Annotated in this window: 13 protein-coding genes; 8 read left to right on the forward strand and 5 right to left on the reverse strand. The window is 37.1% G+C overall.

Annotated elements, in window-relative coordinates; genetic code table 11:
- Window positions 1-3: 3 nt before the first annotated feature.
- From gcvPA to BR87_RS11130, 3 genes are all read left to right on the forward strand, one after another.
- Window positions 4-1,365: an aminomethyl-transferring glycine dehydrogenase subunit GcvPA gene (gene gcvPA / locus BR87_RS11120; RefSeq protein ID WP_035032185.1), complete on the forward strand. Its 1,362-nt coding sequence runs from the start codon at window positions 4-6 to the stop codon at window positions 1,363-1,365.
- Window positions 1,349-2,818, forward strand: coding sequence for an aminomethyl-transferring glycine dehydrogenase subunit GcvPB (gcvPB, locus tag BR87_RS11125; protein ID WP_035032187.1), 1,470 nt, complete (start codon window positions 1,349-1,351; stop codon window positions 2,816-2,818). Before gcvPA ends, gcvPB begins: the two co-directional genes overlap by 17 nt.
- A gap of 119 nt (window positions 2,819-2,937) precedes the next feature.
- On the forward strand, window positions 2,938-3,492 hold the full coding sequence (locus BR87_RS11130; RefSeq protein ID WP_035032189.1) for an AAA family ATPase: 555 nt from the start codon (window positions 2,938-2,940) through the stop codon (window positions 3,490-3,492).
- 886 nt (window positions 3,493-4,378) lie between these two features.
- On the opposite strand, the gene BR87_RS11135 is transcribed toward BR87_RS11130, so the two are convergent.
- Window positions 4,379-5,743, reverse strand: coding sequence for an FAD-binding oxidoreductase (locus tag BR87_RS11135; protein ID WP_035032192.1), 1,365 nt, complete (start codon window positions 5,741-5,743; stop codon window positions 4,379-4,381).
- Between the two features lie 288 nt (window positions 5,744-6,031).
- Between BR87_RS11135 and BR87_RS11140 the strand changes: the two genes are divergently transcribed.
- Both BR87_RS11140 and BR87_RS11145 read left to right on the forward strand, forming a co-directional pair.
- On the forward strand, window positions 6,032-6,511 hold the full coding sequence (locus tag BR87_RS11140; protein ID WP_035032195.1) for an Rrf2 family transcriptional regulator: 480 nt from the start codon (window positions 6,032-6,034) through the stop codon (window positions 6,509-6,511).
- Window positions 6,512-6,542: 31 nt separating this feature from the next.
- Window positions 6,543-9,458 carry a YhgE/Pip domain-containing protein gene (locus tag BR87_RS11145; RefSeq protein ID WP_035032198.1) on the forward strand — a complete coding sequence of 972 codons (2,916 nt, stop codon included), beginning with the start codon at window positions 6,543-6,545 and terminating at the stop codon, window positions 9,456-9,458.
- A 48-nt stretch (window positions 9,459-9,506) separates the two neighbouring features.
- On the opposite strand, the gene BR87_RS11150 is transcribed toward BR87_RS11145, so the two are convergent.
- Complete coding sequence (locus BR87_RS11150; RefSeq protein WP_035032201.1) at window positions 9,507-10,400, reverse strand: DMT family transporter; 894 nt, start codon at window positions 10,398-10,400, stop codon at window positions 9,507-9,509.
- Window positions 10,401-10,851: 451 nt separating this feature from the next.
- Between BR87_RS11150 and BR87_RS11155 the strand changes: the two genes are divergently transcribed.
- From BR87_RS11155 to BR87_RS11165, 3 genes are all read left to right on the forward strand, one after another.
- Window positions 10,852-11,322: a GNAT family N-acetyltransferase gene (locus BR87_RS11155; RefSeq protein WP_035032203.1), complete on the forward strand. Its 471-nt coding sequence runs from the start codon at window positions 10,852-10,854 to the stop codon at window positions 11,320-11,322.
- Between the two features lie 113 nt (window positions 11,323-11,435).
- Window positions 11,436-11,918 (forward strand): LURP-one-related/scramblase family protein, encoded by a 483-nt coding sequence (locus BR87_RS11160; protein WP_035032205.1) that lies wholly within the window; start codon window positions 11,436-11,438, stop codon window positions 11,916-11,918.
- A 38-nt stretch (window positions 11,919-11,956) separates the two neighbouring features.
- Entirely contained in the window at window positions 11,957-12,142 is a 186-nt protein-coding gene (locus tag BR87_RS11165; protein WP_035032208.1) for a DUF6440 family protein, read from the forward strand.
- 116 nt (window positions 12,143-12,258) lie between these two features.
- Here BR87_RS11165 and BR87_RS11170 read toward each other — a convergent pair whose 3' ends face one another.
- From BR87_RS11170 to BR87_RS11180, 3 genes are all read right to left on the reverse strand, one after another.
- A complete protein-coding gene (locus tag BR87_RS11170) occupies window positions 12,259-12,882 on the reverse strand; it encodes a YesL family protein (RefSeq protein WP_035032211.1) in 624 nt (207 codons plus the stop codon).
- A 90-nt stretch (window positions 12,883-12,972) separates the two neighbouring features.
- Window positions 12,973-13,737, reverse strand: a complete 765-nt coding sequence (locus BR87_RS11175) for a carbohydrate ABC transporter permease (protein ID WP_035033207.1) — start codon at window positions 13,735-13,737, stop codon at window positions 12,973-12,975.
- A gap of 131 nt (window positions 13,738-13,868) precedes the next feature.
- Entirely contained in the window at window positions 13,869-14,774 is a 906-nt protein-coding gene (locus BR87_RS11180) for a carbohydrate ABC transporter permease (protein WP_035033209.1), read from the reverse strand.
- Between the last annotated feature and the right edge of the window lie 36 nt (window positions 14,775-14,810).

A 14,810-nucleotide genomic window follows, 5' to 3' on the forward strand; every position in this document is an offset into this window, starting at 1 on the left:
AGAATGGCAAATGACTTTAGATACCTTCCAGATACCGATCAAGATCAAAAAGACATGCTAGCTGCTTTAAATATTTCTTCAGTCGATGCATTATTTGCAGATTTACCCAATGAAATTCGATTGCAAGAACCGTTGGCTATTCCTGCAGCTGTTCCGGAATCCATACTGATGAAAAAAATGCGTGAATTGGCAAATAAAAATAAAGATGCAAACCGCTATTCTTTATTTTTAGGCGCAGGAACCTATGATCATTACATTCCAAGTGTAGTTGATCATGTTATTTCGCGTTCTGAATTTTATACAGCTTATACGCCTTATCAAGCAGAAGCCAGCCAAGGAGAATTGCAGGCTATCTTTGAATTTCAAACGATGATTTGTGAATTAACTGGTATGGATGCAGCCAATTCATCTTTATATGATGGGTTTACAGCAATTGGTGAAGCTGCAACTCTTGCGATCCGCAGCACAAAACGGTCTAAAGTAGTGGTTTCAAAAGGGGTTCACCCTCAAGGACGAGAAGTACTGACAACAGTTTCTGCAGGATTTGGCTATGCAGTAGATGAAATAAAACAAGACGGTGACACAACTGATTTGCAGGATTTGATAGAAAAAGTCGATCAACAAACAGCTGCAGTCATTGTTCAATACCCGAACTTTTTTGGTTCTGTAGAAGATCTAGCTGAAATCAAAGCTATTGCAGAAGCACAAAAAGCTTTATTCATTGTTGTAGCCAATCCTTTAGCTTTGGCCTTATTAGAATCCCCAGGGAATCTAGGAGCAGACATTGTGGTAGGAGATACGCAACCTTTAGGCTTAGCCATGTCATTCGGTGGTCCACATTGCGGGTATTTTGCTGTTAAGAAAAAATATGTCCGTAAACTGCCGGGACGTATCGTGGGGCAAACAGTTGATAAAGACGGAAAACGTGGGTTTGTTTTAACTCTGCAAACGCGCGAACAACACATTAAACGTGAAAAAGCTACTTCTAATATGAGTTCCAATCAAGCCTTAAATGCTTTAGCTTCAGCTGTTTTTATGTCCGCTCTTGGCAAAGAAGGCATCCGTCAAATGGCACAATTAAACATTGAAAAAGCTGACTATATGGCAAGGCTTTTAGAAGAAAAAGGGTTTTCGGTAAATAACCAAGCTCCTTTTTTTAATGAATTTGTCGTTGAACTGCCTTTTTCGGTGCGGCAAACAAACGAAAAATTGCTGGAAAATCGATTTATTGGCGGATATGATTTAGAAAAAGAGTATGGACTGAGAAACCATATGTTACTTGCTGTCACGGAACAGCGTACGAAAGAAGAGATCGAAGCATTCGTGGGTGTATTGGAGGGTATGATAAATGACAGATTACAATGATTTGATTTTTGAAATCAGCCGGCCAGGACGGATTGCTGCAGATCTCCCTAAAAGTGATGTTGCATTTGTTGATTTGGCTAGAAAATTTCCGAATCATTTAATTCGCAAAACGGCAGCTGAATTACCAGAAGTTTCCGAACCGCAATTGATGCGTCACTATACGGCTTTATCGAATAAAAACTTTGGAGTAGATAACGGTTTTTATCCATTAGGTTCCTGCACGATGAAGTACAACCCTAAAATAAATGAGGATGTTGCCAGGTTGCCTGGCTTTGCAAATATCCATCCTTTTCAACCAGCTCAAACCGTTCAAGGTGCTTTTGAGCTGATGTATGAACTGCAAGAAGATTTAAAGACTATTTCAGGAATGGACGCATTAACCTTACAACCGGCTGCTGGAGCGCAAGGTGAATGGACCGGCCTGATTATGATGAAAGCTTATCACCAAGCAAATGGAGAAGGAACTACACGAACAAAAATTCTTGTTCCTGACTCAGCTCATGGAACGAATCCATCCAGTGCTTTTATTGCTGGGTTTGATGTGGTCGAAATCCCTTCAACTAAAGATGGAACAGTTGATTTGGAAGAATTGAAAAAACAGGTAGGCTCAGATACTGCCGGTTTAATGTTGACTAATCCTAATACATTGGGCTTATTTGAAAAAGAGATACTGGCAATGTCTGAAATCATACATGGAGTTGGCGGGTTATTGTATTATGACGGTGCAAATTTAAACGCCATCATGGGCAAAACGACTCCTGGAGCAATGGGATTCGATATCGTTCATTTGAATCTGCATAAATCATTTAGCACGCCTCATGGTGGAGGAGGACCTGGATCAGGACCTGTAGGAGTGAAATCCTTTTTAGCTCCTTATTTGCCCATTCCGCAGATCGAAAAGCAGGAGGGGCGGTTTATGTTAAATGCAAATTACCCTCTTTCCATCGGGCGCGTTAAAGGATATTATGGCAATTTTGGAGTAAATGTCCGAGCCTATACATATATCCGGACCATGGGACCAGATGGCTTGCGACAAGTTTCTGAAAGTGCCGTCTTGCATGCTAATTATTTGCGTGATCGTCTAGCACCATACTTTACTGTTTCTCATGCGCAGTTCTGTAAACATGAATTTGTTTTATCTGGCATAAAACAAAAGAAATTAGGTGTTCCGACAAAAGATATGGCTAAGCGGCTGCTAGATTTTGGTTACTATGCACCGACAGTTTATTTTCCATTGATCGTCGAAGAAGCCATGATGATTGAACCTACTGAAACGGAAACAAAAGAAACATTAGATGCTTTTGCGGATACGTTGATTCAAATTGCTAAAGAAGTGGAAGAGACTCCTGAACTTGTTTTAGAAGCTCCTCATCATACACCAGTCAAACGAATAGATGAAGTGCAGGCAGCCAGAAAACTTGTATTGGTTTATGATAAGTCCATTGAGAAGTAGTTGATTTTTTCTTTTGCCTTCTTCATTACACCACTAAAAAGAATCGGCATCAATAACAGAAAAAGGTTGATCGTCTTATTGTTCATTTATACTGGGGACGTACTAAAGGAGAGATAGAGATGGAAATATCAGACAAAAAAATAATTCTAGTATTGGTAGGAGCCAGTGGAAGTGGGAAAACGACGTTAGCCAACGCCTTGGCAGCTGCAGGGATACCCAAATTAGTGACTACCACGACACGTCCTAAAAGACCAGATGAAGTAGAAGGTCGCGACTACCATTTTAGAGATAAATCAGAAATGCTGGATATTGCGTTTATCGAGAATTCTTTATATGATGATCATCTTTATGGTTTGACGGTGGATGCTGTTGAAGAAGGATTGGATTTATACGATGTAGTAAATGTAATCTTGGACAAAAATGGAGCGGCTGCGTTAAGGGAAGTTTATCCATTGTATACAAAAATCATTTACTTGAGCATTACAGAAGAAGAGCTGCAACAGCGATTAGAAAATCGAGGAGATAATCCTGAAAGTATTCAACAACGCTTAGCTTTTGCAAAACAAACTGGGGAATTTAACGCACCTATTGAAACAGATTTGATGTTACCTGTTCAAGATGTGGCAACTTCTGTGCAAACTATTCAAGCGTTTCTTGAAAAAAATGAAGTGTAACTGAAAGTGTTTAGCCCCGAAACTTCTACGCTGCACTTCGCATACTGTATCCCTAGGCAGCTAAAGCTACAAGGGCTAAGGCAATTGGAGCGAATAAGCGCAGCATGGTCGTAGATCCATCGAGCATTAAATAGAAGCACTGTAGGCTATATCATGTCTGTACGAGCTAAAGCTGTTACAAGCATGACAAATTGAACGTCGGGTCTGCTTTCTGGAAAACATTCAAGAATAAACATTCAGTTATATAAGAAGAGGTTATCATAACGAAAAATGGCTCCCCTTTCTCCTAAATAAAACAGGAAAAAGAGGTCATTTTTTTGCTATTAACAGGAATTCTGTTGGTTTAGTCGAAAATCAGCGTGGATGATCTAATTTATCGTATTCAAAAAAGTTTGCGTGCCTTAAGTGATAGCATTTCTCATACTTAGGGCACGCAAAATAGATTTGCCTGCCTTAACAATTGGTATTTAAATGGCTTAGGGCACGCAAAAGGAGTTTACCTGCCCTAACACTAGAGAGTTAAACGACTTAGGGCATGCAAAAGAGGTTGCGACCTTATCACTGGAAATTCAAGAAAATTCAGGTCCTTAAAAGGAGTTTAACGACCTTATCGCTAGAGATTTAAATGACTTCAAGTCCTTAAAGGGGGTGGAACACCCTACCTTTCTATGTTTTATGTTTATTTCACCTATCTTTACATCAAAAAAAGTGGTATGAAGGATATACTTATTCTTCCCTTTAGACTATCCTCCGTGGAACAAAAAGAAAATAGGTGAAATAGTTGAAGGAACAAGCTTCTTTTCGATAATTTTTTTTATACTCAATTCTATAAAAATCAGCTTATTCTTTGGTAGAAAACCAAAAGAATAAGCTGATTTTGTTTGCTTTAGATAACTTTTGTCGGATTTAACCGGCCGTCTGGATCAAAGATCCCTTTGATTTGCCGCATAAAATGTAAATAATTAGGATCGGACATTTTTACTAAATAAGGCTTTTTAATGATGCCGATGCCATGTTCAGCAGAAGGCAGTCCGCCAAGTTCTTTTATTTTAGCATAAAGTAGATGTAATACATGATCGCGTTTCGTTTCCCATTCTGTTTGATCTGCGATTTCACCACGAGTAATACACGTATGAAGATTCCCGTCTCCGGCATGACCAAAACTGATTAATTTCAATCCACTAATTGTTTCTAATTCTTTCGTATAGTGATAAAGCGTAGATACGTGATTGATAGGAACTGTTTCATCAAGAGTTACTTGTTCTGTATAATTTACAACTGCTGTCAATAGTTTATCACGTAAGAACCAAGCCGTTTTTTCTAAAACAGGATCGGTTAAAGGAATAATTTCGATAGCTTGATGCGGCAAAACACTGGCCTCAAGCAAGTTAACGCGCCGGTCGATTGATTCGCGGTCTTCTCCATCTAAGGTAATCAATAAATAAGATTGCCCTTTTTGACTTGGAAATTTCAGGTTATTTTCAGCTTCGCTTAGTTCAATCACATCGCGTTCAAAGAATTCTAAAGCTGTCGGATCGACCCCATTTTTTAAAATTGTCAAAACTGCATCAGTAGCGTCATTTAAAGAAGGAAAAGCAACCGTCAACGATAAGCTCGCTTTAGGCAGCGGAATTAATTTTAATTTAATTTGAGTCGTGATGCCCAAAGTTCCTTCAGAACCAATAAATAAGTCTTTTAAATCATAACCAGAGCTGTCTTTTATATTTAAACTGCCTAAAGATAGCTCCTCGCCTGATGCTAGCACAACATCTAAAGCACGCACATAATTACGTGTAACTCCATATTTAACTGCACGCATACCGCCAGCGTTGGTAGCAACATTTCCACCAATGGAAGAGTGTTTAGAACCAGGATCTGGCGGATAGAAGTAGCCACGGCTTTCTACATATTCTTGGATGTCTTGCAATAAAACACCCGGTTCAACTGTTAATGTCATGGTTTCAGTATCTAAATCAAGGATCCGATTCATCAGATGCACATCAATAATCAGCTCGCCTTTGATAGGTGTAGTAGCACCAGATAAACCAGTACCGGCGCCTCGAGCAATAATAGGTAAATTTTCTTGCTTGGCAAATTTAACCAACGCAATAAGTTCTTCTTTCGTTTTAGGTAATGCGACTCCATAAATATTATCGGCAGTGCCTATATATTCATCATAGCGGTAAAGATCAGGGATAGCTTCTCCTATATAAACTCGTTCATTGTCTTGAATGATATCTGTTAGTAACATATAAAAAATCTCCTTTGAAAAAATAGTATACGTAGAAGCAAAGAGCTTAGAAAAAAAGCGCTTTATCTTTATTGTGAGCCACTGAAAAGGAAAACACAAGTTTTACGTGAGTTTTTTTAGAAATGAATGTTTAAATTTAACGTAAGAAATAAAAAAAAGAGTATTTTTTGAAACTTTTCTATTGCTATTTTTCAAAAAATAGAGTAAATTTATTCGTGGACATAGAAAGTCCATAATGGATACGAGATGTATCTGATTCAAAAAATAAAAACGAAGAGAGGCGAGAGCGTGAACTTAACAAAAGGTCTGGAACAAGCCGTTTGTATTATTACGCTATTAGCAACACAAGATAAACGGTTTCCAATTGCTTCCCATATTATTAACCGAAGATTGCAAGGGGCATCGCCTTCTTATATTAAAAAAATTATGAGAAAGCTAGTTGTAAATGGTTTAGTGACTTCTGTATCAGGAAGCAACGGCGGTTTTTCTTTAGCAAAAAATCCGGAAAATATTAATTTGTTGGAAGTGGTCGAAGCATTGGAAGGCCCAATTGTGACTTATCCAAATACTGGGATGATCAACCAAGTCTTTTCAGATATGGGGCCCACCGCCAATCAAGGGGAAAAAGTTCTGACTGAAGTATTCAGACAAGCAGATAATCAATATACAGACTATCTTCGTCAGCAAACTGTGGCCCATTTGATTCGCGAGTCATTGGATCATCGAGGCATTCCTGTTCTTAATTGGAATGAAACGAATGAATGTTGATCAAGTTTAAGGAAGGCGTGAGATAGAACTAATGGAAATGTTAAAAGAAGAATGGAAAAAAATAGTCAGTAATAAAATGTTGATGATCTCATCTATCGTTATTTTATTTATCCCAATTTTATATGCAGCTTTCTTTTTAAAATCAAACTGGGATCCTTACGGCAATACAGATAAATTATCTGTTGCTGTTGTAAACGAGGATGTGGCGGTCGATTATGAAGGAAAGAAACTAGATGTTGGGAACGAAATGGTTGAAAATCTAAAAACCAATGATGCTTTAGATTGGCACTTTGTTTCGCCAAGCGAAGCTAAAAAAGGCTTGAAAGACCGTAAATATTATATGGTGATGACTGTACCAAGGAATTTTTCAGAAAATGCAGCGACATTAATGGATGATCATCCTAAGGAAATGAATATCACCTATGAAACAAACGGTTCTTTAAACTTTATTGGTGAAGTGATCAGTAAGTCAGCCGTGAAAGAAGTCAAATCCGAAGTTTCTCAAAATGTTACTAAAGCCTATACGGAAGCTATCTTTGATCAAATCGGCGAAGTCGGAGAAGGATTTACAGAAGCAGCAGACGGTGCGGAAGAATTAGATGAAGGCACAGACAAATTAGCTGATGGAAATCAAGAAATCACTAAAAACTTAACTAAGTTAGCCGACAGTACCTTAACATTCAGCGATGGTGCAGATACGTTAAATGTTGGGTTAAAAGAATACACTAATGGTGTAGCTCAAGTTGGTTCAGGAGCAGCTCAATTAAATGAAGGTATTGGCCAACTAGCTTCTAATGTGGGACCGTTAAAAGACGGTGTAACACAATTAGATAATGGGGCATCTAGCTTAGCTAGCGGTTTGACGGCTTATACAGCAGGCGTCAGCCAATTAGAAACTGGAGCCGGACAATTAACTGCTAATAATGCTAAACTTCAAAATGGTGTGGCAAGTTTAAGTGGCGGAGTAGATCAAGTCAAATCAGGCAGTGATCAGTTATTGGCTGGGTTGAATCAAATGTCAGATACGCTAGGTGAAAGTTTAACACAAGAAAAGCAAGAGCAATTAACAGCGTTATTAAATGAAGAAACCGGGTTACCTAAATTAAACGCAGGAATCCAAGAGCTCAACGAGGCTTTAAGCGGAGAAAATGGCGCAATCGATGCCGATTCGATAATAGCAAACCTAACTAACGTAGGAACAAACTTAGCAGGTATGAAAGAAAATCTAACTACTGCTGGCACAAATCTAACTGGAATGAAAGATAATTTGACAGCTGCTGGTACAAATTTAGCTGGTATTGGAGCAGATGTAAAAGCGCTAGGTGAAAAAACACAAACCAATGCAGCCAGTACGGTTAGTGCTATTCAAAGTACAAATGCATTTCAATCTTTAGATGAAACTCAACAAACGGAATTATTGGGTGCTTTGCAAAAAGAACTGCAAGCACAAGGAAAATCAAATGGAGATATACTTGGAGACATGGCTGAAAAAACAACAGCAGCAGCTCAAAGCGTAGTAGCAGCGGGAGACCAAACTGCCGCAACCGGAGAGAATGTTACTGCAGTCGGGACCCAAGCAACTAATGCAGGAAAGGCAGCGACAGATTTAGCAAAACAAATGAAAGGTTTAGCTGCTACATTACCTAAATTGAAAGATAGTGTTGCTGAATTAGCAGCAGGATCAAATGTAGCTGTTCCTGGGGCTGTTGAAGCAATCAGTAGTTTACAACAAGGTTTATCAGGAATTCAAGATGCCTTAGACAGAACAGGCGAAGGTTCCGATAAAGGTGTTATTCAAGGAATGACTGAATTGAACCAAGGACTTGCAACGATTCAAAGTGGATTGAAAGGCGATAATGGTTTAGTATCTGGAATTACTGACTACACAAATGGTGTTAGCACATTACAAAATGGTGCAGGCCAATTAACAAATAACTCTGGCGCATTGAATTCAGGAGCTGCACAACTAAGCGGTGGAATCAATCAAATAGCTGGGAAACTACCAACGTTGATTGACGGTGTGAACCAATTAAACAATGGATCGTCTGAGTTAGTAAAAGGAACCAATCAATTAACACAAAACTCTGGAACTTTAGTGAATGGTGCAGCTCAATTGGCTAATGGAGCAGATCAAATCAATGACGGATCCAATCAATTAGCTGACGGTTCTCAAACATTAGGTGAAGGATTGGACACATTAAAAGATGGAACTCATACACTAGCCACTAGTTTACAAGATGGTGCGGATGAAGTTAATGCTATCGATCCGACAGATGAAACCTATACAATGTTTTCAAACCCAACCAAATTGACACATAAAGAATACAGTCACGTACCTAACTATGGTGCAGCTTTGGCTCCTTATATCATGTCAATGGCTTTGTATATCGGTGCAGTCGTCTTTAATACAATTTATCCTGTTCGTAAAAAATCATTGGCTGGTCAATCAGGCGCAGCATGGTGGGGAAGTAAAATGTCAGTTGCATTATTATCAGCTGTCTTGATGGCATTGATCGAAGGCGGAATTTTAATGCTGCTTGGCCTACATGTTCAATCTGTAGGAAAATTCTTCTTAATGGCTGTAGTAGCTGCTCTAACCTTTATGTCAATCGTTTCGTTCTTCACGATTGCACTAGACAATGTCGGCCGTTTCATTGCGATGTTATTGCTGATCGTTCAATTAGGCGGTTCAGGTGGAACATTCCCAATGCCATTGACAAATGGTTTCTTCAATGCCATTCATCCGTTCTTACCGATGTCGTATTCTATTTACGGACTAAGAGAAGCGATCTCTGGCGGAATGGGTCAAAACTTATACTTGCAAAGTATCATGGTATTGGTGATTGTATTTATTGTATTTAGCGGATTATTGCTGCTATTTATGACACTTTCTCAAAAAAAGAATCAGGATACAGAAAACAATAATAAAGAAACAGTAACAGCTTAAACAATAAAGCGTGCCGCTTCTCTCGAAGAGAAGCGGCACGCTTATTTATTATTCAAATCCTAAAATGAAAATTCCGACCATAATACCAGCAATGACTAAATACTGAGTTCTAGTTAATTTTTCTTTTAAGAAAATACGAGAAAGAATAACAGAAACAATACTATAACAAGAAATCAAAGGTGTAACGATGATCGCATTACCTGCAATAGCGTATACGTAGAAAAATTGACCAAACGTTTCAAATAAAGCTGCATAGCCTTTTGTTCTTTCTTCAAAAAGATTGAACTTTTGTTTTTTTATACCGATAAGATAAATACCAGATAAAATAGCACAAATTAGAAATGTCAGTTCATAAGAGGTATTGGCTTGATTTTCACTCATGACTTTATCTAAGATAAATGCATCTGAAAAAGTTCCGACACCATCAATTACAGCATATAAAATGGGTAAAATAATAGCAAGCGCACCAATTTGATATTTCCTATCAATTTTTTCTTTGTGTCTCATTCTATCTAGATCTGCTTCTCTTTTTTCTAAAATAGATAACAACAAGATGCCGACAGAAATAAGAGCAACGGCAAAAAATTGTAAGCCTGACATAACTTGTCCAAGAAAAATGAATGTCAGTAAAGAGGCAATAGCACCTGATGAATTCATCACAGGGGATGAAACTGAAAGCTCAATGTAACGCAATCCAATATACCCTATGGTCATTGAAAGAATGTACATGCTGGAAACCGGTAAGTAACGAATGATATTCATTGGATCATAAGAAATATCGGTAAATAAAATTGTCCAAAAAGCATGGATTCCCATCACTAGACCAACCATCATTACGATTCTTAAATGACTGTAAGGGTCTTTTGGGTCTGAGCCTTTCTTATAAAATAAATCTGCTGCTCCCCACGAGAAAATAGAGACCAATGTAAAAATAAACCACATACTCTTCACCTTTTCATATATATAAATTTGCGAATAACTTATGTAGACAGACAATAGAATGAATGCAAAAACGTCTGTTAAATTCGCCTTATTTATAGTAGCACAAAATATACAAAAAATAATAGAAATAAAAAATAAACTATGAAAAAATGAAAACAATTAAAAAGGTTTTTAGGTTTTATTTTTACGGAAGGCTTATCTTTTTAGTAGATAGCCATTTTAGTCGAATAATAAGAAAAGATTATTTATACTAAAATTAGTTTTAAAGCTTAGGCAAGGAAGCCATGAAAGAATTCATTTTAAAAAGGTTGAATGTTTAAAGAAGACAGCTGTCTGGAGCGGAAACCAGAAAAATATTGTTTCATTGATACTGTTTGTAGTTTGGGACATTAAGCAGCAGTTGAAAAAATAAAGTAAGTGAAACAAAATAGAAAGTGAGAGATTAATGTAAATGAAACAAAAAATAACTTTAAAAAAACTGGCTATTAACGACCGAAAAAAATACCTGGAACTTTTCTTGATAGCTGACGAAAGTGAGGAAATGGTCGCTCTTTATTTAAATGAAGGTGAAGCAGACCTTATCCAACTGAAAGGAAAAACCGTTGGAGTTGTCCTATTTACTTTTCCAGATCCGCAGTCAGTAGAAGTGAAAAATATAGCGATCCTGCAGAAGCACCAAAACAATGGATTTGGCAAACAAGTGCTAGCGATAGCAACAGACAGATATGCTGCTAAAGGTTTTCATTTTTTATTGGTTGGCACAGCTAATTCTAGTATCTCTAATATTGCTTTTTATCAAAAAGCCGGGTTTAGATTAGACTCTATAAAAAAAGATTTTTTTCTGCACTACTCTGAAGTGATTATAGAAGATGGTATTCAAGCTAAAGATATGCTTGTATTCAAAAAAGACTTAACTGAATAGGCAAGAAAGAGGCAAAGAAACAAGAGCGATGAGTCTTAAAGTAGTGTTCTTTTTTCGATTCCTTTATACTAAATTAAAAGAAGCAATTAACTATAAGGAAAGCTGGTGCTGAAATGAAGTTAGTAATCAAAGAAAAGCATTTTTCATTGCGAGATACCCTAACAGTACAAGATGAAAAAGGTAAGACTGTATATGAAATTAAAAGCAAACTGGTTTCATTAGGAAATAAAGTGATGATCTATGATAAAGAGCAGCAAGAAGCTGCTTCTATTGAAGAAAATAAAATTGGATTTGCCCCTAAATATACGATTTATCAGCAGGGAGAAAAAATAGCAGTTATTAAAAAAGGAAAAAATTTGATTGGATCAGATTATACAATTGATAAATTAGATTGGAAAATCACAGGAAATGTAGAAAAAGAAGATTTTCATATAAAAAAAGGATTAAGTACAATTGCTTCATTTAAGAAAAAGTTGATTTCTATGGGCGATGCGTTCGTATTGGATGTAGACCAGGAAAAAGATGCTTTAACCGCATTAGCGATTGTTGCAGCTATTAAAAGCATCGAAGAGAATGCAGAAGAGAACAAACAATAGTTTTTTTCAGTTGAACTAAAACAAAAAGGGGTGATGATATGAGTAAACAGCAAGAAGAACACTTTGTGGTAACGTATAAAGAAGGAAAAATGACACAACGAGTGGTGCTAGTTGATCGTAAAACGGGCGTTAATTACCTTTATGTAGGAAGCGGGTATGGCGGAGGGTTATCTGTACTACTTGATGCAGAAGGATCACCGATTGTCACAGAATTAGAGGAGTAGTTAAGCTAAGCAGGGGTTAAAATAAAAAAGAACAAGTATCTTTAAGAAGATGTACGGAAAGTACGAATCCATAAAGATGCTTGTTCTTTTTTGTCTTTTAATGTAATGTCAACGGCTTACTCTGAAGTGATCGGCTTATCTGAATGAAACTTTTGTAAAGAGTGAGCTGCTGTTTTAGTAGCAAGCAAAGCAATCAGGCTAAACGGAAAGAAAAAGAATAAAGCAGGCCAGAACAACAATGCTCCAATAATAACAGCTATTGAAAGTAACAAAGAAAGTGTAACTAAAGGTTTGGTAACTCCAATAGTCAATGCCAAAAAGTAAACGCGTGGAATTGATAACGTATATTGAACAAAAATAGGAAAACTATATAAAACCAGTAAAGCAAACAAGATGGCTAGTGAGTAGATGGCATACCGTAAGACAAGAAAACCGGCTGATGATTGACCGCTGAGAGACTGAATATCAATAAATAATATTATGCCTACTGCGGTCAGCGGCAAACCGATAAGATAACTTTTCCAAAAGTTTTTACGGAAGAAAGAAAGGAAAGTCCGAAAAACCGGTATTTTTGTATCGCCTTTTTCCCATTTCCGTACTACTTCAAATAAAGCTACAATAGAAGGAAGAAGGGTGAAAATAGGAATAGAAAATAGTAAAAAAACAAGGTTTACTAGAGCTAAACGAGCTGCCCATTCTGTTCCAACAATCACAGCTTCTGAAAAAAACCGTTTATTCATAAATTAACTGACCTCTCTTTCTCAATAGCCTCTTTTTGCTGATAAACTGATTCTAAAACATAAAAATCTGTTTTGGCAAAAGTATGTAGCTTACCCTTTTGAACCAGCAGTTAAATCCATACCTTCAATAAAGTAACGTTGTGCGAAGAAAAATAGTAAAACGGTTGGCAATAAGACAAGTGTTGCTCCTGCCATCAAGTAGTTCCATTGAGAAGATGCTTGGCTTTGGAATGTTTTTAATCCAATTTGTAAAGTGTACATAGACTCTTCATGAATATAAAGCAAAGGACCTAAAAAGTCATTCCATGCCCCATTGAAAGCACCAATCGCAATAGTAATAATTGCTGGTTTAGTCAGTGGAATCATTAGATGACTCCAAATGTACAAATGACTGGCCCCGTCTATCTTAGCAGCCTCAACGAGCTCATTACTAATTGACATATAAAACTGACGCATGATGAAAATACTGAAAGCATTTCCGAAAAAGGATGGTACAATCAAGGGTAAATAAGTTCCTACCCAACCGATTTTTGAAAACAATACATATTGTGGAATCATGGTAACAAAACCTGGAATCATCATTGTCGTTAAGACCAGTGAAAACAACATATTGCGGCCTGGAAAAGAAATTTTTGCAAAGCCGTAAGCAATGAATGAGTTAGAAAGAACATTTCCGATAACCACAAAGAAAGTAATGAACAGCGTATTTAACGCATAACGGATGAAGGGAAAAGTTCGAATTGTTTCACCATAGTTTTGCCATTGTACATTACTAGGAAATAGTGTAGGAGGAATTTTAACGATTTCTGACATTGGTTTTAAGGAAGTGGATACCATCCAAACGATAGGAGCCATTAAAATGATGCTTACACTTACTAATAAAATAAAGATAATCAGTTTTAACGTTTTTTCTGATTTTTTTTTGCTTTTAAAGTGATTCTTTTTTACAGTTGGATCAGCATCAGCTGTATAAACTGTTTTTTCCATTAGGTTTGACCTCCTTCGTATCGTACCCATAGAGGCGCAAGTTTCAGATTAATCAATGTTAGTATAAAGACAATCAGGAACAATCCCCAAGACATAGCCATAGCATATCCCATATCAAAAGCTACAAAAGCTTTGTTCCACATATGCAAGTTATAAAATAATAAGGAATTAGCTGGTCCGCCTGACCCACTATCGGTCATAACATACGCTTCTTGGAATATTTGGAAAGCACCGATGATTGATGTAACGACATTGAAGAAAATGATTGGCGTGATCATCGGTAATGTAATATGCCAAAAACGTTTGATCATATTGGCACCGTCTAATTCTGCCGATTCGTAAAGCTGACTTGGGACATTTTGCAGCGTGGCTAGGAAAAGCAGCATCGAGCCCCCAACGCTCCATAGGCTCATGATAATAAGTGCTGGTTTTGTCCATTGTGGATCAAATAGCCAAGCTGGTCCATTAATGCCGATGAAATGTAAAAGCGTATTGACTAATCCAGTAGAAGGCGCTAGCAGTTGCATCCATAATACGTAAACAGCGACTCCTGATAAAATAGCTGGCATATAGAATATGGTTCTGAAAAATTTGATACCACGCATTTTTTGGTTAAGCAATACCGCCATTAGAACAGCTCCAACAGCATTCAGAGGAACACTAAAGATAACGTAATAAATTGTATTATAAAGAGATTTCCAAAATAATCCATCTTGAGTAAACATCCGCTTATAGTTGTCCAACCCAATAAAATCTATTTTAGAAGTTAAATTATAGTTTGTAAAACTTCCATACAAAGAAAAAAGCATAGGACCCATTAAAAAAGAAATAAATCCTATAATAAAAGGAGAGACGAAGAGCAGTCCCCACAGAGCTTCTTGTTTCTTTAATTTTGTCCATTTCATTTTAGTCTTTTTTTGTTTTTTAGCCAGCATTGTGAT

This window comes from Carnobacterium mobile DSM 4848 (assembly GCF_000744825.1).
Classification (GTDB): Bacteria; Bacillota; Bacilli; order Lactobacillales; family Carnobacteriaceae; genus Carnobacterium_A; species Carnobacterium_A mobile.